At 68.8% G+C, this 17,242-nt stretch carries 17 protein-coding genes and 1 rRNA gene; 15 read left to right on the top strand and 3 right to left on the bottom strand.

All coding sequences use genetic code 11. The annotated features are described in order from the left end of the window. The 10 genes from rrf to ACWD3I_RS40435 all read left to right on the top strand — a co-directional run. Positions 1-87, top strand: a 5S ribosomal RNA gene (gene rrf / locus ACWD3I_RS40480); the annotation flags it as partial. A 60-nt stretch (positions 88-147) separates the two neighbouring features. After that, positions 148-792, top strand: coding sequence for an HAD family hydrolase (locus ACWD3I_RS40475; protein WP_365394074.1), 645 nt, complete (start codon positions 148-150; stop codon positions 790-792). An 81-nt stretch (positions 793-873) separates the two neighbouring features. Then, positions 874-1,566, top strand: a complete 693-nt coding sequence (locus ACWD3I_RS40470; protein WP_365393898.1) for a VC0807 family protein — start codon at positions 874-876, stop codon at positions 1,564-1,566. 90 nt (positions 1,567-1,656) lie between these two features. Beyond that, entirely contained in the window at positions 1,657-2,871 is a 1,215-nt protein-coding gene (locus ACWD3I_RS40465) for an MFS transporter (RefSeq protein WP_365393899.1), read from the top strand. Continuing rightward, on the top strand, positions 2,822-3,994 hold the full coding sequence (locus ACWD3I_RS40460; protein WP_365393900.1) for an acetoin utilization protein AcuC: 1,173 nt from the start codon (positions 2,822-2,824) through the stop codon (positions 3,992-3,994). Before ACWD3I_RS40465 ends, ACWD3I_RS40460 begins: the two co-directional genes overlap by 50 nt. Before the next feature lie 82 nt (positions 3,995-4,076). Next, positions 4,077-4,892 carry a phosphatase gene (locus ACWD3I_RS40455; RefSeq protein WP_365393901.1) on the top strand — a complete coding sequence of 272 codons (816 nt, stop codon included), beginning with the start codon at positions 4,077-4,079 and terminating at the stop codon, positions 4,890-4,892. A 129-nt stretch (positions 4,893-5,021) separates the two neighbouring features. Beyond that, positions 5,022-5,234 carry a helix-turn-helix domain-containing protein gene (locus tag ACWD3I_RS40450; protein WP_004984898.1) on the top strand — a complete coding sequence of 71 codons (213 nt, stop codon included), beginning with the start codon at positions 5,022-5,024 and terminating at the stop codon, positions 5,232-5,234. Positions 5,235-5,391: 157 nt separating this feature from the next. After that, positions 5,392-5,490: a 30S ribosomal protein bS22 gene (locus tag ACWD3I_RS40445; protein WP_003948845.1), complete on the top strand. Its 99-nt coding sequence runs from the start codon at positions 5,392-5,394 to the stop codon at positions 5,488-5,490. A 259-nt stretch (positions 5,491-5,749) separates the two neighbouring features. Next, on the top strand, positions 5,750-6,811 hold the full coding sequence (locus tag ACWD3I_RS40440) for an NAD-dependent epimerase/dehydratase family protein (RefSeq protein WP_365393902.1): 1,062 nt from the start codon (positions 5,750-5,752) through the stop codon (positions 6,809-6,811). A 14-nt stretch (positions 6,812-6,825) separates the two neighbouring features. Then, positions 6,826-7,878: a lysophospholipid acyltransferase family protein gene (locus tag ACWD3I_RS40435; protein ID WP_365393903.1), complete on the top strand. Its 1,053-nt coding sequence runs from the start codon at positions 6,826-6,828 to the stop codon at positions 7,876-7,878. Between the two features lie 60 nt (positions 7,879-7,938). Here ACWD3I_RS40435 and ACWD3I_RS40430 read toward each other — a convergent pair whose 3' ends face one another. From ACWD3I_RS40430 to ACWD3I_RS40420, 3 genes are all read right to left on the bottom strand, one after another. Continuing rightward, positions 7,939-9,180: a DUF5667 domain-containing protein gene (locus tag ACWD3I_RS40430; protein WP_365393904.1), complete on the bottom strand. Its 1,242-nt coding sequence runs from the start codon at positions 9,178-9,180 to the stop codon at positions 7,939-7,941. Positions 9,181-9,413: 233 nt separating this feature from the next. Continuing rightward, the gene (locus tag ACWD3I_RS40425) at positions 9,414-10,187 is read right to left on the bottom strand and encodes an ECF subfamily RNA polymerase sigma factor, BldN family (protein ID WP_046262116.1); all 774 of its coding nucleotides are present in this window, start codon (positions 10,185-10,187) and stop codon (positions 9,414-9,416) included. Positions 10,188-10,503: 316 nt separating this feature from the next. Next, a complete protein-coding gene (locus tag ACWD3I_RS40420; protein ID WP_266889238.1) occupies positions 10,504-11,430 on the bottom strand; it encodes an HAD family hydrolase in 927 nt (308 codons plus the stop codon). Between the two features lie 117 nt (positions 11,431-11,547). On the opposite strand from ACWD3I_RS40420, the gene ACWD3I_RS40415 reads away from it, so the two are divergent. From ACWD3I_RS40415 to ACWD3I_RS40395, 5 genes are all read left to right on the top strand, one after another. Next, complete coding sequence (locus ACWD3I_RS40415; RefSeq protein WP_365393905.1) at positions 11,548-11,835, top strand: glutaredoxin family protein; 288 nt, start codon at positions 11,548-11,550, stop codon at positions 11,833-11,835. Between the two features lie 236 nt (positions 11,836-12,071). Next, positions 12,072-12,836, top strand: a complete 765-nt coding sequence (locus tag ACWD3I_RS40410; RefSeq protein ID WP_266889236.1) for a redox-sensing transcriptional repressor Rex — start codon at positions 12,072-12,074, stop codon at positions 12,834-12,836. After that, entirely contained in the window at positions 12,833-14,560 is a 1,728-nt protein-coding gene (locus tag ACWD3I_RS40405; RefSeq protein ID WP_365393906.1) for a glutamyl-tRNA reductase, read from the top strand. The genes ACWD3I_RS40410 and ACWD3I_RS40405 overlap by 4 nt, the downstream gene beginning before the upstream one ends. Beyond that, entirely contained in the window at positions 14,557-15,516 is a 960-nt protein-coding gene (gene hemC, locus ACWD3I_RS40400) for a hydroxymethylbilane synthase (protein WP_365393907.1), read from the top strand. Before ACWD3I_RS40405 ends, hemC begins: the two co-directional genes overlap by 4 nt. Then, positions 15,513-17,222 (top strand): bifunctional uroporphyrinogen-III C-methyltransferase/uroporphyrinogen-III synthase, encoded by a 1,710-nt coding sequence (locus tag ACWD3I_RS40395; protein WP_365393908.1) that lies wholly within the window; start codon positions 15,513-15,515, stop codon positions 17,220-17,222. Before hemC ends, ACWD3I_RS40395 begins: the two co-directional genes overlap by 4 nt. Positions 17,223-17,242 lie beyond the last annotated feature (20 nt).

The raw sequence follows: 17,242 nt of genomic DNA, 5'->3' as shown, positions 1-17,242 counted from the left end.
GGTTACATTCCGAACCCGGAAGCTAAGCCTTACAGCGCCGATGGTACTGCAGGGGGGACCCTGTGGGAGAGTAGGACACCGCCGAACAAATTTTATAAAAGGCCCACGCCATCAGGCGTGGGCCTTTTTGCGTTTAGGGTAAATGGCATGCGCTATGACCTGGTTATCTTCGACAACGACGGCGTCCTGGTCGACAGTGAGCCGATCTCCAACCGGCTGCTGGCCGGCTACCTCACCGAACTGGGGCATCCGACGTCGTACGAGGAATCCATCCGTGACTACATGGGGTCCGCGATGCATCGGATCCATGACCTGATCGAGGAGCGGACCGGGGAGCGGTTGCCCGAGGACTTCGACGATGTCTTTCATGGGCGGGTGTTCGCCGCGTTCGAGCGGGAGCTGAAGCCTGTGGCCGGTGCTGTGGGGGTGCTGGAGAAGCTGGCTGCGGATGGGGTGTCGTACTGCGTGGCGTCGTCCGGGAGCCATGAGCGGATTCGGGTGGGCCATCGGACGACGGGTCTCGACCGGTGGTTCGAGGATGCTCGGATCTTCAGTTCGCAGGATGTGGGGCGGGGGAAGCCGGCGCCGGATCTGTTTCTGTACGCCGCCGAGCGGATGGGGGTCGCGCCGGAGCGGTGTGTGGTGGTCGAGGACAGTCCGTTGGGGGTGCGGGCGGCTGTCGCGGCCGGGATGGATGTGTACGGGTTCACCGCGATGACGCCTGCGGACCGGCTCGCAGGTGCCACTCAACTCTTTTCCGACATGGGGGAGTTGGCGGACCGGCTGGTCTGATCCGAGGTCTGACATTTGTCATGCGGAGCTCCGGACGATCGTTTCTACTGGGGGACCCCGGCCGGACGGGAAGCTGAGGGCATGACGAAGACGAGCAAGCAGAACACCTTCGGCTCGCTGATCGTGGACGTGGCGGTGCCTGTCGGGTCGTACTACCTCTTCAAGGACGCCTTCGGGATGAGCACCTTCGCGGCGCTTGCCTGGAGCAGTGCGGTGCCGGCCGGGCGGACCGTGTGGAGTGTGGTGAGGGAGCGGACGGTCAATGGGCTGGCCGCTCTCATCCTCGTCGTGAATGCCGTGTCGCTGCTGCTCGGTCTCGTCTCCGGGGATCCGCGGCTGATGCTCGCCAAGGACAGCGGGGTCAGCAGCATCATCGGGGTCGGGATTCTGGTGTCGGTGGTGCTGGGGCGGCCGATGATGACGGCGGGGTTCAAGCCCTTCCTGGTGCGGGGGGACTCGGCCAGGGAGGCCGCCTGGCGGCGGTTGGCCGACGGCACCGCGGAGGGCTCGAGTGCCTTTCTTCGGGGCGAGCGGGTGTTCTCGGTGGTGTGGGGCGTCGTACTGCTGGCGGAGTGTGTGGCGCGGGTCGTCGGGGCGTACACCCTGCCCGTGGACACCATGGTCTGGCTCGGGTCCGTCATCCTGGCCGGTTCGATGGCGCTGGCCTTCGTGGTGAGCCGGGTGATCGCCGCCGAGCCGATGGCGCGGCTGCTCATCGCCGAGGTGAGGGTCGCCGAGGAGGCCGTGAAGGCGGAGGTTGCGGTCGCCGCCTGAGGTCTTGTGAGCCCTCCGGAACAAAGCTGAGTGAAATTCATCTTTGGCTGGATCTACCCACGGGTAGCCCGGGGCCCTACGCTCGCCGCCATGACAGATGTGCTGCGGCGCGGTAGGGCCTCGTTGGCGTTCAGCTTTTTCGCCCAGGGAGTGGCTTTTGCCCTGCTGGTGACCCGGATTCCCGCGATCCAGGACCGGTACGGGGTCTCCGACGCGTTGCTGCCGGCCTTTCTGGCCGCCGTGCCCATCCTCGCCGGGGTGGGGAGTGTGTCGACCGAGAAGCTGGTGAAGCGAATACCGCCCAGCCGGCTGCTGCGCTGGGCCCAGCCCGTCGTACTGCTGGCGCTGCTCGGGGTCGGGGCGGGTGGGTCCACGTTCGAGCTGGGGGTCGCGCTGGGCGCGTTCGGTCTCGCGGTGGGTGTGCTCGACGCGTCCATGAACATGCTCGGGGTCAGTCTGCAGCGGGCGTACGGGCGGAGCATCATGCTCAGCTTCCACGCGGTGTTCAGTCTGGGCGGGATGGTGGGGGCGTCACTGGCGTGGGTGGGGGCGCACTGGGACCTCGCGTTGTTCGTGTCGTATCTGCCGGTCGTGGTGGTGCTGCTGCCGGCCGCGCTCGTGGGGAGTCGGTGGTACGTCGACGGGGGCGCCGAGCCGGTGGAGGACAAGGCCGGTGGTGAGGGCGGGACCGTCGCGTTCAAGCTGTTGTTGCCGCTGTGTCTGGTGATGACCTTCGCGTACATCGGGGACTCGACCGTCTCCAACTGGAGTGCGAAGTACCTCCAGGACGTGCTGGGGAGCAGTGAGCAGATGGCGACCGTGCCGTACAACGTCTACATGGTCACCACCTTGATCGGGCGGGGCCTCGGGGACTTCGGGGTGCGGCGGTTCGGGGCCGTGACGGTGGTGCGGGCGGGGGCCGTGGTGGCCGCGCTCGGGTTCGCGGTGGTGGCTTCGGCGCCCGGGGCCTGGGTCGGGATGCTGGGATTCACGTTGTTGGGGCTGGGGTTGTGTGTGCTGGTGCCGCAGACGTTCGCGGCCGCCGGGCGGTTGTTCCCCGGGGCTTCTGACGCGGCTGTCGCTCGGCTCAACGTCTTCAACTATGTCGGGTTTCTGATCGGTTCGCCCTTGGTGGGGGCGTTGGGCGATGCGTGGAGTTATCGCGGGGCGATGCTTGTGCCGATGGTGTTGGTGCTGGTGACGCTTGTGTACGCCCGGTCGTTCGCCGCTCAACCGGACCGATACGGTGGCGGGCATGAGCGGCCGCGCACAGCTGATGTGGGACGAGGCAGTAACGGGCTATGACTTCGGTCCGGACCATCCGATGGATCCGGTCCGGTTGGCTCTGACCCGGGGGTTGGTGAGCGCCTTCGGGCTGGACCGGGAGGTGGACGTCGTATCGGCGAAGCCTGCCGGGGAGTCGACGTTGCGGCTGGTGCACCGGGAGGACTACATCGAGGCCGTGAAGGCGGCGTCGGTGGAGCCCGGGGCGGCTGACGGGGCGTATGGGCTGGGGACCATGGATGATCCGGCCTTCGCGGGGATGCACGAGGTGTCCGCCCTGATCGCCGGGCAGTCGGTGGGGGCTGCCGAGGCGGTGTGGCGTGGGGACGCTCTGCACGCGGTGAACTTCGCGGGCGGGTTGCATCATGCGATGCCGGGGGGTGCCTCGGGGTTCTGTATCTACAACGACGCGTCGCTGGCGATCGCGCGGTTGTTGGAGTTGGGGGCCGAGCGGGTCGCCTACATCGATGTCGACGTGCATCACGGGGACGGGGTGCAGGCGGCGTTCTGGGAGGATCCGCGGGTTCTGACCATCTCCTTGCACGAGCATCCTCGGACCTTGTTTCCGCAGACCGGGTGGCCGGAGGAGACGGGGGCGGACTCGGCGGAGGGCAGTGCGGTGAATGTCGCGTTGCCGGCGGGGACCGGGGACGCGGGGTGGCTGCGGGCGTTTCATGCGGTCGTGCCGGAGCTGATCGCGGATTTCCGGCCGCAGGTGCTGGTGACCCAGCACGGGGCCGATACGCACTTCGAGGATCCGCTCGCCCATCTCGCCGTGTCGCTGGATGCGCAGCGGGCTGTGCAGGTGGCGTGTCACGACCTGGCGCACGAGCACGCCGACGGGCGGTGGGTGGCGCTGGGCGGGGGCGGGTACGCGGTGGTCGATGTGGTGCCGCGGTCCTGGACGCATCTGGTGGGGATCGCCGCGGGGCGGGCCGTGGAGCCGGAGAGTGTGATCCCCGAGGGCTGGCGCCAGGAAGTGTTCGCGCGTACCCGGCAGTTGGCGCCCATGCGGATGACCGACGGGCGGTGGCCGGTGAGTTGGGCCGACTGGGAGGCGGGGTACGACCCTGCGGACCGGTTGGACCAGGCGGTGCTGGCCGCTCGGCGGGCCGTGTTTCCGCTGCGGGGACTGTTGGCCTAGGGCGGAGGCCTCGTTACGCCAACTGTGCGGTGTTTCTTCGTTCGCCTCCCGTGCCTTGCTTCCGTCCGTCACCATCACTCCCGTGTTGAGCACCGGCGCACTGCGCGCCCATTTGTTGGCTGCTCGTCTGGCTGGGCCTGTGGCTACCTCCCGTGAGGAGAGCCTGCGGAGTTATCGGCTTTTCGCTGCTCGCGATCCAAGGGTGCTGATCGGGATCGATCCCGAGTGGACTTGGAGGCAGCGGGATTTGATCGGTTTGATGGCCGATAAGTGTGGGGTTTCTGGCGATTCGAGGCAGACGCAAGGCCATGATGTGATCGATCCTGAGCGGACTCTGGTCGCTCTGGATGCCTTCGCCGAGCGGATCGGGGCAGTTGCCCAGCGTGGCGGCACCGTGCTCCTCGGGACCGGGCATCCACACCGACTGCTCGGGTTCTACGCCGCCTTGGCGGACGCGTTGTCGGCGGCGGGGTGTACCGTCCTCACCCCTGCGCATGGTCACTGTGTCGACATAACGACCCGGTTCGGTCTACGCACGTACAACCTTGACTACGTACGAGGAGTCGCGTTCGTGCGAGAACCGGGGGTGCCGAGCTCCGGTCGTGCGACCGGCGCACACACGCACTCACCCCTCCCGGTTCGGGCTGTCCTGGCCGCCGCCGCGGACGAGGGCGGTGTCCTTCCCGAGCTTGTCATCGGGGATCACGGGTGGGTCTGCGGGGCAGGTCAGCTGGGGTTTGAGGCCATTGGGCTCGCCGATACCGATGACCCCGCGCTCTTCGTGGGGGAGGCGGAGGGGGTCGTGTCCGTCGTCGTTCCACTTGATGACGCTGTGCGGTCTGATTACTACCGACCGCTTACCCGCTACGTACTCAATCGAGCGTGTCTGTCACAGTAGGCCGCCGATGGGTGCACCTCTTCCCCACTCGCATCACCCGCCCCTACATTGGGGAGTGAGCACGCAACGACGAAGAGTCACCGGAAGGGGAAGCCGGTGACCGTCGAGTGCGGAAGGTTCAGGTGTGTCATGGCTGCAGCTGGCGAGAGGCCTCTGAACGAGGTTCAGTTCCTTACCGTGGCGGAAGTCGCCTCGGTGATGCGAGTGTCGAAGATGACCGTGTACCGGTTGGTGCACAGCGGTCATCTGCCCGCGATTCGGGTGGGGCGGTCCTTCCGCGTCCCCGAGCAAGCGGTTCACGAGTACCTTCGCGAGAGCTATGTGGGGGTGGAAACCGCCTGACGGCTTGTGGGGCGGGGGGATCCTCAGGGCACAGCAGGGATCCCCCTTTCCCCCTCGATTACGAGCTCAGCGCTCAGGCGGGTAGGCTAGCCCCTCGTAGGTCGTATGGGCCCATGGCGCCCAAACGCCGAGTGATGAGAAGTGAGCGAGGGTAGTCGTGGGCTCTGTTATCAAGAAGCGGCGCAAGCGGATGGCTAAGAAGAAGCACCGCAAGCTGCTCAAGCGCACGCGCGTTCAGCGTCGTAACAAGAAGTAAGACGACGCCGCGCAAGCAGCGTGATTTGTGGCCCCCCACCACACCCGGTGGGGGGCCACACGCATACCCGGAATCTGATGCCGGGGATCTGTGCGTACGTCTGACACCGGCTGGCTTGGTCTCGTCGTACGTCTGTGGAAGTCGTCACTTCGTGCATTGGGCGGTCATCACAGCGCAACATCGACCCGCTAGGTTGGCCGCACACGGGGAACACGGCAGGGTACGCGGGGGACGAGTGCTGGAAGAGAGGCGCTGAATCTTGGGCAAGGTCGTGCTCGTGACCGGAGTGGCCCGTCAGCTGGGGGGCCGGTTCGTACGACGGATCCAGCGTGACCCGCAGGTGGACCGGGTGATCGCCGTCGACGCCGTGCCGCCGGAACATCATCTGGGCGGCGCCGATTTCATCCAGGCCGACATCCGGCAGTCCACCATCGCGCGGGTGCTCGCGGAGACGGGCGCCGACACGGTCGTACACCTGGATGTGACGGCCATGGCGCTGGGCAGTGGCAGCCGGACCACGGTCAAGGAGACCAACGTCATCGGCACCATGCAGCTGCTCGGTGCCTGCCAGAAGTCGCCGACGGTCAAAAGGCTCGTCGTCAAATCCAGTACCAATGTCTATGGGTCCGCGCCTCGCGATCCCGCCGTCTTCACCGAGACGACTCCTCCCAAGTCGCTGCCCAGCGGCGGCTTCGCCAAGGACACCGTCGAGGTCGAGGGGTATGTGCGGGGGTTCGCGCGGCGGCGGCCCGATGTGGCCGTGTGTGTGCTGCGGTTCGCCAACATCCTGGGGCCCAGCGCCGATACGCCCCTCGCCTCGTACTTCTCGCTGCCCGTGCTGCCCACCGTTCTCGGGTACGACCCGCGGCTGCAGTTCGTGCACGAGGACGATGTGATCGAGGTGCTGCGCATCGCCTCGCACGAGCCGGAGCGGGGCACTCTCAACAGCGGGACGTTCAACATCGCCGGTGACGGGGTGCTGCTGCTGTCGCAGTGCTCGCGCAGGCTGGGGCGGCCCACCGTGCCGCTGTTGCTGCCGGCGGTCACCTGGGCCGGCTCGCTGGTGCGTACGCTCGGGATGACGGACTTCTCGCCCGAGCAGATCCGGCTGCTCACGCATGGCCGGGTCGTGTCGACGGACCAGATGCGCCAGACGCTCGGATTCCAGCCGAAGTACACGACGGCGGAGACGTTCGCGGACTTCGCGCGCGGCCGCGGACCCGGACTGGTGCCGCCGGAGGCCATCGCGGGGGCCGTCGACCGGATCGCCGCGCTGCCTGTCCTGGGCGGCGGCCACCCCACGACGCAGAGCGCCAACTGAGGAGCGCATCAACGATGGCGGACGCCAAGGTCATTCCGTTCGACGACGACCGGTCCCGTGGGGCTGCCGTACAGCGGCCGTCGCGGCGCCGGAGCACGGGGAGCAGGCGCAAGGGGGCCGAGCCCGCGGTGGTCCGGGAGGTCCAGCCCCTGCCCAGCAAGGCGCCGACGCAGGATGATGTCCCTGTGACGCGTGAGGAACAGCCGCCGCAGAAGGCGCAGAACGACGGCGGTATCGAGCGGCGGATCGCGGGCGGGCTCTCCTTCCTGCGGCGCCGGCTCACCGGTGACTACGACGTCGATGACTTCGGTTACGACGAGGAGCTGACCGACCAGGTCCTGATGTCCCTGCTGCGGCCGGTGTACGAGAAGTACTTCCGGGTCGAGGTGAAGGGCATCGAGAACATCCCGGCGGAGGGTGGCGCGTTGATCGTCGCCAACCACTCCGGGACGCTCCCGCTGGACGGTCTGATGATGCAGGTCGCCGTCCACGACAACCATCCCGCGGGACGGCATCTCAGGTTGCTCGCCGCGGACCTGGTCTTCATGCTGCCGGTGGTCAACGAGCTCGCCCGCAAGCTCGGCCACACCCTGGCCTGCGCGGAGGACGCCCAACGGCTGCTCGGCCAGGGCGAGTTGGTCGGGGTGATGCCGGAGGGCTTCAAGGGCATCGGCAAGCCCTTCAGCGAGCGGTACAAGCTCCAGCGCTTCGGCCGCGGCGGTTTCGTCTCCACGGCGCTGCGCAACGGGGCCCCGATCATCCCGTGCTCGATCGTCGGCGCGGAGGAGATCTATCCGATGATCGGCAACGCCAAGACCTTGGCTCGCCTTCTCGGCTTCCCGTACTTCCCGATCACGCCGACCTTCCCGTGGCTGGGCCCGCTGGGCGGGATCCCGCTTCCGACCAAGTGGACGATCCAGTTCGGCGAGCCGATCCTCACGGACGGCTATCCGCCGGAGGCGGCCGAGGATCCGATGCTGATGTTCAACCTGACGGACCAGGTCAGGGAACAGATCCAGCACACGCTCTACAAGTTGCTGGTGCAGCGGCGGTCGGTCTTTTTCTAGGGGTACGACGGTGGGGGCGCCCTTCTTTCGAAGGGCGCCCCCACCGTCGTACCGGAAGAACTAGCTCGCGTCCTCGCCGTCGATGCCCAGGCCGGGCAGGAGGCCCGGGAGGAGGGGCGGGAGCGTGACGTCCGGTTGGGACGGGGTGCTCGTGGACGGGGAGGCCGTGCTGGTGCTGTCCTGGGTCGGGTCGAGCAGGCCGCCGGTGTTGCCGCCGAGGAGGCCGTCGCTCTCGTCGTCGGACGTGGACGAATTGCTGGGGCTCTTGCTGCCGCTCGAGCCGCTGTTGTCCGAGGTGCCGTTGCCACTGCTGGGCGCGGCCGAGCGGCCGGAGCCGGACGTGCCGGTGGACGCCGAGCCGGAACCGCCCTGCCGCTGACCCGGGCCGCCGCCCGGGGCCGGAGGCTGGGGCAGCAGGGACTGCAGTGGGGCCACCTCTTCGTCTATGGCCTCGAACACCGACGACACCTGCTGACTGACATCGCCGAGCTGGACCGGCAGCCGGTCGCGCAGCGCCCCCCAGACCTCGCGGTGCGAGCGTGAGAAGGTGTCGAGGGCCTGGATGGGGCCCAGGGAGCCCGGGTCGCGCTCATACGCCTCATGGAGCAGCCGGTGGCCCTCGGAGGCGTCGTGCTGCATGCCGGACAGGGCGCGACGGATCTCGCCGACGGACTCGTGGTCGAGGTGGCCGCCGCGGTCGCGGTCCATCAGCCGACGGGCCTCGTTGAGACGCGTGGAGGCCTGGTCGAGATAGCCCTGGCCGCGCTCGTCGTCCCCGTCGGACAGATAGTTGAGCTTGAAGTCCTCGATGCCGCGCTTCAGGCCGTACAGCGAGTCGCCCGGGAGGGCGTCCGAGCTGGCGGCTGCGACTCCGCCGAAGGCACCCGCGGCGACGCCGACGCTGAGTCCGCCGGCCGCGAGGCCCTTGGTCAGTCGGGAACGCGGTCGCAGTTTGCCCAGCGGGGATGCCCGGTGCGAACCTCGCGCCCGATGGGAGCGCTGTTCGGGCACCGAAGGATCCGCTGCCTCGCCTCCGACGGCGCCTTCCTGGAGCATGGCCTCGAACGCGGCCACCAGCTGGGCCCGCTGGACGACCTTGACCGCGGGGTCCAGCTTCGGCCTGGGCAGCTCGTCGAGACATTCCGTAAGGGCCAGCATGCGGCCCTGCTCGGTCTGTTCCGCAGCTGCCGAGGCCGGCGCCGGTCCTTCGGACTGCTCGGCCGCCGGGCCCTGGTCGGACTGCTCCTCCAGGGCCTGGGCGAAGGCGTTCGCCCGCCGGTGTGCCGATACGTTCGCGATCACTGGCGGCACCTCCTCTCGTCATGACGGTCGACTCCCCAGGGGGTCCTGAGGGTTGCACGCCCTGACCTCTGCCACTCGATCGAGTGATCGAAGTCGGCCAGGGAGTGACCACAGGGAGCCTGCATCCCGCACAACGAGCAACGCGGCACTTGGGTTACGGACTGCGGATGATCGGATCGGGAAGTCAACGGACTTTCACTGAGAGCGAGTTGGATGCTACGGGGCGTGTTCTCTCAGCGGGCGTCGTCCGGGAGGAGCCGGGCGAGGGTGCGGACGGCCCGGTACTGCAGGGTCTTGATGGCGCCCTCGTTCTTGCCCATCACCCGGGCGGTCTCGGCGACCGAGAGGCCCTGGAGGAAGCGGAGCGTCACACACTCCTGCTGCTGTGGATTGAGGCGGCGTACGGCGTCGAGGAGGGCGGCGTTGGAGAGGGACTCCAGGACGGAGTCCTCCGGGGACCGCTCGACCTCGTTGGCGTCGAGCATCTCGCCGGTCGTCACCTCGAGACGGAAGCGGCTCGACTTGAAGTGGTCGGCGACCAGGTTGCGGGCGATGGTCACCAGCCAGGCGCCGAAGTCGCGGCCCTGCCAGGTGAAGGTGCCGATCCTGCGCAGTGCGCGCAGGAACGTCTCGCTGGTGAGGTCCTCGGCGGTCGCCTTCCCTCCCACCCGGTAGTAGATGTACCGGTACACGGTGTCGCTGTACTGGTCGTAGAGGCGTCCGAAGGCATCGGCCTCGCCGGCCTGGGCGCGCTCGACGAGATCCATCATGCGGGCGCTGTCGCTGTCCGCGGCCGGTCGGCGCGCGGTGGTGGTGCCGGTCGAACGCCCTCGTCTGCCGACGGCCGCGGAGCCGTCGGCCAGTGCGTAGCACGGGCCGATCGGCGCCGTGGCTACGGCGAGGGCGGGGACGGCGTACGCGGTGGGGACGAAGCCGCGCAACAGGTCTTGGACCGTTGCGCGCAGCGTAGCCAGGCCCGAGGCGTCAACCCCGACGTGTGGGTACACGGGACTCCCAGAGGCAGAGCTTCCATCACGTGCAGTGCGGGACCGTTCACCCGTCGTAGCGACGGAGGGGTACCGGTTTGCGTCTGAGGAGAATAACGCTTCGTGCAGGCACTGCTACGCCCAGTTGCTCAAATCATCGATTACGTCGCTTCTGTAACCGAATGACGCCCGTTCAAGTGCCGCAGAGTGACCGGTTGTTGATCAGATGAGATCGAGTTCCGGTCATGGTCGGGGCGTGTTGTGGCCGTGTGCCGACAAGAGGACTGGATGAGGGGGGTGGGGGGTATTGAAGGTGATTCGGGTGCGAGGAGGCTCGTTACCGGCGGCGGCGGTGCAACGCGATGGCCGCTGCTGTGCCGCCCGCAACCGCTCCTACTCCTGCTGCTGCCGGGATGCCCACCTTCGCCGCCTTGCGGCCCGTTCGGTAGTCCCTCAGGCGCCAGTCCAGGTTCCTCGCGTGCCTGCGGAGCTTGGCGTCCGGGTTGATCGCGTAGGGGTGACCCACCAGGGAGAGCATGGGGATGTCGTTGTGGCTGTCGCTGTAGGCGGCGCAGCGGTTGAGGTCCAGGCCCTCCGCCGATGCCAGCGCTCGGACCGCTTCCGCCTTCGCGGGGCCGTGCAGGGGCTCGCCCACGAGCTTGCCCGTGTAGACGCCGTCCACCGACTCCGCGACCGTGCCCAGGGCGCCGGTCAGGCCGAGGCGGCGGGCGATCACGCCGGCGATCTCCACGGGGGCCGCCGTGACGAGCCACACCTTCTGGCCCGCGTCCAGGTGGGCCTGGGCGAGGGCGCGGGTGCCGGGCCAGATGCGTTCGGCCATGTACTCGTCGTAGATCTCCTCGCCGATGGACATCAGCTCGGAGACGCGGTGGCCCTGCACGATCGACAGGGCCGAGTCGCGGGCCTCCTGCATGTGTTCGGGGTCCTCGATGCCCGCCAGCCTGAACCACGCCTGCTGCCAGGCGAACCGGGCGAGGTCGCGGGTCTCGAAGAACTTCCGCTTGTACAGGCCCCGGCCGAAGTGGAACAGCGACGCACCCTGCATGACGGTGTTGTCGAGGTCGAAGAAGGCGGCTGCCTTGTCGTCGCCGAGTACCGGGAACTCCGGTTCCTCACCTGGGGCGGAGGTCTCCTCGACCTCCTGTGACGACTTGCGCGCGGCCTCCGCCGAGGCTTCGCCTGCCAACACGCTCCGCGCCGTGGCGGAACGCCTACGGGGAGTGAGCCATCCGAGAGCGGCCATGACGTGAGCATAGCCAGTTTGTTCGGAGCTTCCGGAGCCGAGAGGTTCGAAGGGTGTGAACTCTCCGCGACCGTGCCGTTAAACAAGGGATCCCGGCCCCGCGCCGGCCGCGCGAGAATGGCCGACATGAGTCCCATTTTCCGCCGCAAGCCGGCCAAGGCTCCCGAGGACCGGCTCGTCACCCTCATCCGTAAGCCGGGGTGTCATCTGTGTGATGACGCACAGATCGTCATCGAGCGAGTGTGCGGGGATCTCGGGGTCCCCTGGGAGCGGAAGGACATCTCCCAGGACCCCCAACTCCACGACCAGTACTGGGAACAGATCCCGGTCGTCCTGGTCGACGGGGACCAGCACACGTTCTGGCGCGTGGACGAGAATCGCTTGAGGACGGCACTGACCGAGTAGTCCAACTCGCTCGACCCGTCGCTTAGGATCGATGGCGACTTGGTCCTGGGGGGCGGGATTGTTGAGGAGAGTGTGCGGTTTTGCCCCCGAGAGAGACGCGCGTGACCCCGGTCACGTTGGCCGGGCAAATCGGACACCATCTTTGTGCACGCGTTCACAAAGACATAGCCTGCTTCCGACGGGGCGGTCTGGGTACGTGTGACCGCCTGCAGCCCCGCTCTACCCGCAGGAGCACCGTGGCAACTGGCCGAACTCACCGACCGGCGACCCGTAGCCGAGGGATTCCCGAGGCCACCGTCGCCCGGCTTCCGCTGTACCTCCGCGCGCTGACCGCACTGTCGGAGCGCTCGGTCCCCACGGTCTCCTCCGAGGAGCTCGCGGCCGCGGCGGGCGTCAACTCCGCGAAACTGCGCAAGGACTTCTCTTACCTCGGTTCCTACGGGACGCGTGGTGTGGGCTACGACGTCGAGTATCTCGTCTACCAGATCTCCCGCGAACTGGGTCTGACCCAGGACTGGCCGGTTGTGATCGTCGGTATCGGTAACCTCGGCGCCGCTCTCGCCAACTACGGCGGCTTCGCCTCCCGCGGCTTCCGGGTCGCGGCCCTCATCGACGCCGATCCGGGTATGGCCGGAAAGCCGGTGGCGGGTATTCCGGTCCAGCACAGCGATGACCTGGAAAAGATCATCGAGGACAACGGGGTCTCCATCGGCGTCATCGCCACCCCCGCCGGTGCCGCCCAGCCGGTCTGCGACCGACTCGTGGCCGCCGGGGTCACCTCCATCCTGAACTTCGCGCCGACCGTGCTGACCGTCCCGGACGGTGTCGACGTGCGCAAGGTCGACCTCTCCATCGAGCTCCAGATCCTCGCCTTCCACGAGCAGCGCAAGGCCGGTGAGGAGGCCGCCGCAGCCGACGCCGCCGGTGCGGTCGCCGCCGGTCGTGGTGACTCCGCCGACAAAGGGCCCGACGGGGACGTACCCGCCGTGATGCCGGCATGAGTCTCCTCGTCGTGGGGCTGAGCCACCGCAGCGCTCCGGTCAGCGTGCTGGAGCGGGCGGCGCTGAGCGCTGACGCCCAGGTCAAGCTGTTGCAGGACGCGGTCGCCGCGGAGCCGGCTGCCGAGGCGGCGGTGCTGGCCACGTGCAACCGGATCGAGCTGTACGCCGACGTCGACAAGTTCCACGCCGGTGTCGCCGAGCTGTCCACGCTGCTCGCCCAGCACAGCGGGGTGGGGCTCGAGGAGCTCACGCCCTATCTGTACGTGCACTACGAGGACCGGGCCGTCCATCATCTGTTCTCGGTGGCCTGCGGACTTGATTCCATGGTCGTCGGGGAGGGGCAGATCCTCGGACAGATCAAGGACTCCCTTGCCAAGGCGCAGGATCTGCACACCGCCGGGCGGCTGTTGAACGATCTGTTCCAGCAGGCTCTGCGGGTCGGTAAGCGGGCGCACTCCGAGACCGGGATCGATCGGGCCGGGCAGTCGCTGGTCACGTTCGGGCTGGAGCAGCTGGCTTCCGGTACGGCCGTGGACGCGTGGGCCTCGGGCAAGAAGGCGCTCGTCATCGGTGCCGGGTCCATGTCCTCGCTCGCCGCGGCGACGCTTGCGCGGGTCGGGGTCGGCGAGATCGTGATCGCCAACCGGACGTCGGACCGGGCCGAGCGGCTTGCCGAGATCCTGAACGACGCCGATGACTTGGACGTGGCGGCCCGCGCGGTACCGATGGATGCGGTGCCGGGCGAGCTGACACGTGCCGATGTTGTGGTGTCCTGTACGGGTGCGACCGGGCTGGTGCTCACGGCTTCGGAGGTTGCCGAGGCCGTTGCCGCGGGCCCGCTGGTGGGTTCGCCCGCCGGCGTCGGCGGGGTGCCGTCCCGCTTCGGGTCGGGAGCCGCCCTGGGCGGCACGAACGCCCGCAGCCTGACCGGACCGGCTGCCGCGGGCTCCGCGGACGATGAGAACTGTCCGCTTGATCTCAACGCCGTCCAGGCCACCGCCGGGTTCTCCGTGCTCGGGGAAGCCGCCGTCGCCGGGATGGCCACCACAGAGCTCGAGCAGCACGCTGCCTGGGTCGACAACGGCATCGTCCGAGTCCCCAGCGCGGCCGCCGAGGCCGACGCCATCGCGGCGCTCGCCGCCGCTGCCGCCACCGTCGGGCGGATTCCTGAGCGTCGTAGGCCTGAGCCGGTGGCTCCGCAGCCCGCGCCCGGGCTTTTTCTGCTCGATCTCGCCATGCCCCGGGACATCGACGCCGCCGTGCACCGGATCCCCGGGGTGCGGCTCGTCGACATCGAGTCGCTCGCCGACGCTTCGGCCGACGCTCCGATGGCGGCCGATGTGGACCAGGTGCGGCGGATCGTCGCCGACGAGGTCGCGGCGTTCGGTGCCGCGCTCCGTGCCGCGCACATCACGCCCACCGTGGTCGCGCTGCGCACCATGGCCGCCGATGTGGTCGCCGGGGAGATCGCCCGGCTCGAGGGGCGGCTGCCGGGGCTCGACGACAAGCACCGCAGTGAGATCACCCAGACCGTGAAGCGTGTGGTCGACAAGTTGCTTCACGCGCCGACCGTACGGGTCAAGCAGCTCGCGGCCGAGCCCGGCGGCGCCGGGTACGCGGACGCGCTGCGGACCCTGTTCGACCTCGACCAGGAGACGGTGGATGCCGTGTCCCGCGCCGAGGACAGCACCGAGAAGAACAGCAAGAACCGAGGGCCGGCATGACTGAGAAGGCACTGAGGCTCGGGACAAGGCGAAGCAGACTCGCCATGGCCCAGTCCGGGCAGGTGGCGGACGCCGTGAGCCAGGTGACCGGACGGCCTGTGGAGCTCGTCGAGATCACCACGTACGGCGATGTGTCGCGGGAACAGCTCGCGCAGATCGGCGGCACGGGCGTGTTCGTGACCGCGCTGCGGGAGGCCCTGCTCAAGGGGGAGGTCGACTTCGCGGTGCACTCGCTGAAGGACCTGCCCACCGGGCAGCCCGACGAGCTCGCGCTCGCCGCGATCCCGCTGCGCGAGGACCCGCGTGACGTCCTCGTCGCCCGGGACGCGCTGAAGTTCACCGACCTGCCCCGCGGGGCGCGCATCGGTACCGGGTCGCCCCGGCGGATGGCCCAGCTCAACGCGTACGCACGCGCCCATGGGCTGGACATCGAGACCGTCGCGATCCGGGGGAACGTCGACACCCGGATCCGGTACGTGCACGACGGTGAGCTGGACGCGGTGGTGCTGGCCGCGGCCGGGCTGCATCGCATCGGGCGCGTCGACGAAGTGACTGACTTTCTTTCAGTCGACACGGTTTTGCCCGCTCCCGGCCAGGGAGCACTGGCGATCGAATGCACCGCGGACAACGCGGACCTGATCGCCGCGCTCGGCGAGCTCGACGACCCGTTCACGCGGGCCGCCGTGACTGCCGAGCGGTCACTGCTCGCCGCCCTGGAGGCCGGTTGCAGCGCACCTGTGGGCGCGCTGGCCGACCTGCTGGCCGACGGGCAGATTGTCAAGGAAATGCGCCTGCGCGGCGTCGTCGGCACGACCGACGGCTCGCGGATGGTGCAGTTGTCCACCACCGGTCCCGTGCCCGAGACGTACGACCAAGCAATGGCGCTCGGCCGTGAACTCGCTGCCGAGATGCTTGCCCAGGGCGCGGCCGGTCTGATGGGGGAGCGAGCACAGTGAGCCCCACCACCCTTCCTGCCGCCGGACCTGAACACGGGCACGTCACCTTCCTGGGTGCCGGACCCGGGGATCCGGGACTACTTACTCTGCGCGCCGTCGAGGCGCTGGGGAACGCGGACGTTCTCGTCGCCGAGCATGAAGTGCTCGACGTCGTGCGCGTCCACGCTCGCTCAGGCGTCGCCGTCGTGGACACGGATTCGGATCCCTCGTCGGATCCGCATCCGGGCACAGGCGCGCCTCAACTAAAGGTTGTTGACGGTTCGTCAACAACCGCTGCCGCCCCCGCCGTGCGGGATGCCGCACATCTTGTCATGGAGGCCGCGCGGGGCGGCAGGCGGGTCGTACGTGCGGTGTCCGGGGACCCCGGGCTCGACGCGTACGCCGCCGAGGAGATGCTGGCGTGCGCCGCCGCCGGGGTGCCTTTCGAGGTCGTTCCCGGTGTCGCCGCCGCGGTCGGCGTGCCCGCGTACGCGGGTGTTCCGCTGCGGGACGCCCAGGGCGCCGATGTGCGGTTCGTGGATGCGCGGACCGCTTCCGACCGGTGCTGGACCGAGGTCGGGGCGTCCGACGGGACCGTTGTCGTCTCCACGACCCTCGACTCCGTGGGCGCCGCCGCCGGTGAGCTCGTCGCCGCCGGGCGCAAGCCCGACACTCCGCTGACGGTCACGGTCGCTGGTACGACCACTCGTCAGCGGACGTGGACCGCGACTCTGGGGACCATCGCCCAGTTGCTCAAGCAGACCAAGGTGCTGCCCTCGCCGGATGGCGGGCGGCCGGTGATAGCCGTGGTCGGTGAGCGGTCCGCCGCTGCTCAGCGCGAGCAGCTGTCGTGGTTCGAGTCCAAGCCGCTCTTCGGGTGGCGGGTGCTCGTGCCGCGCACGAAGGAGCAGGCGGCTTCGCTCTCCGACCAGCTGCGGTCCTACGGGGCCGTGCCGCACGAGGTGCCGACGATCGCCGTCGAGCCGCCGCGGACGCCTCAGCAGATGGAGCGGGCGGTCAAGGGGCTCGTCACGGGCCGTTACGAGTGGATCGCCTTCACCTCGGTGAACGCCGTCAAGGCCGTGCGGGAGAAGTTCGAGGAGTACGGGCTCGATGCGCGTGCCTTCGCCGGGATCAAGGTCGCCGCGGTGGGCGAGCAGACAGCCAAGGCGCTCGTCGCCTTCGGTGTGAAGCCGGATCTGGTGCCCTCCGGGGAGCAGTCCGCTGCCGGGCTGCTCGAGGACTGGCCGCCGTACGACCCGGTATTTGATCCGATCGACCGGGTGTTCCTGCCGCGGGCCGACATCGCCACCGAGACGCTGGTCGCGGGGCTCATCGAGCTCGGGTGGGAGGTCGACGACGTCACGGCCTATCGGACCGTGCGGGCGTCGCCGCCGCCGGCCGAGACCCGTGAGGCGATCAAGGGGGGTGGCTTCGACGCCGTTCTCTTCACGTCGTCCTCCACCGTGCGGAACCTGGTGGGTATCGCCGGGAAGCCGCACAACGTGACCGTCATCGCGTGTATCGGTCCCGCTACCGCGAAGACCGCCGAGGAGCATGGGCTTCGGGTGGATGTGATGGCTCCCGAGCCGTCCGTGCACAAGCTGGCCGAGGCGCTGGCCGACTTCGGGCTGAAGCGGCGGGCGGCCGCGGTCGAGGCCGGGGATCCGGTCACCAGGCCGAGCGAGCGTCGGCCCGGGGCCCGGCGGAGGCGTAGCACCACCTGATCCTGCGGGTGTGAGTGTGG

It is taken from the genome of Streptomyces sp. NPDC002817 (genome assembly GCF_053592055.1).
The sequence above is the reverse complement of the archived record's forward strand: the minus strand, read 5'-3'. Positions and strand labels throughout refer to the sequence as shown.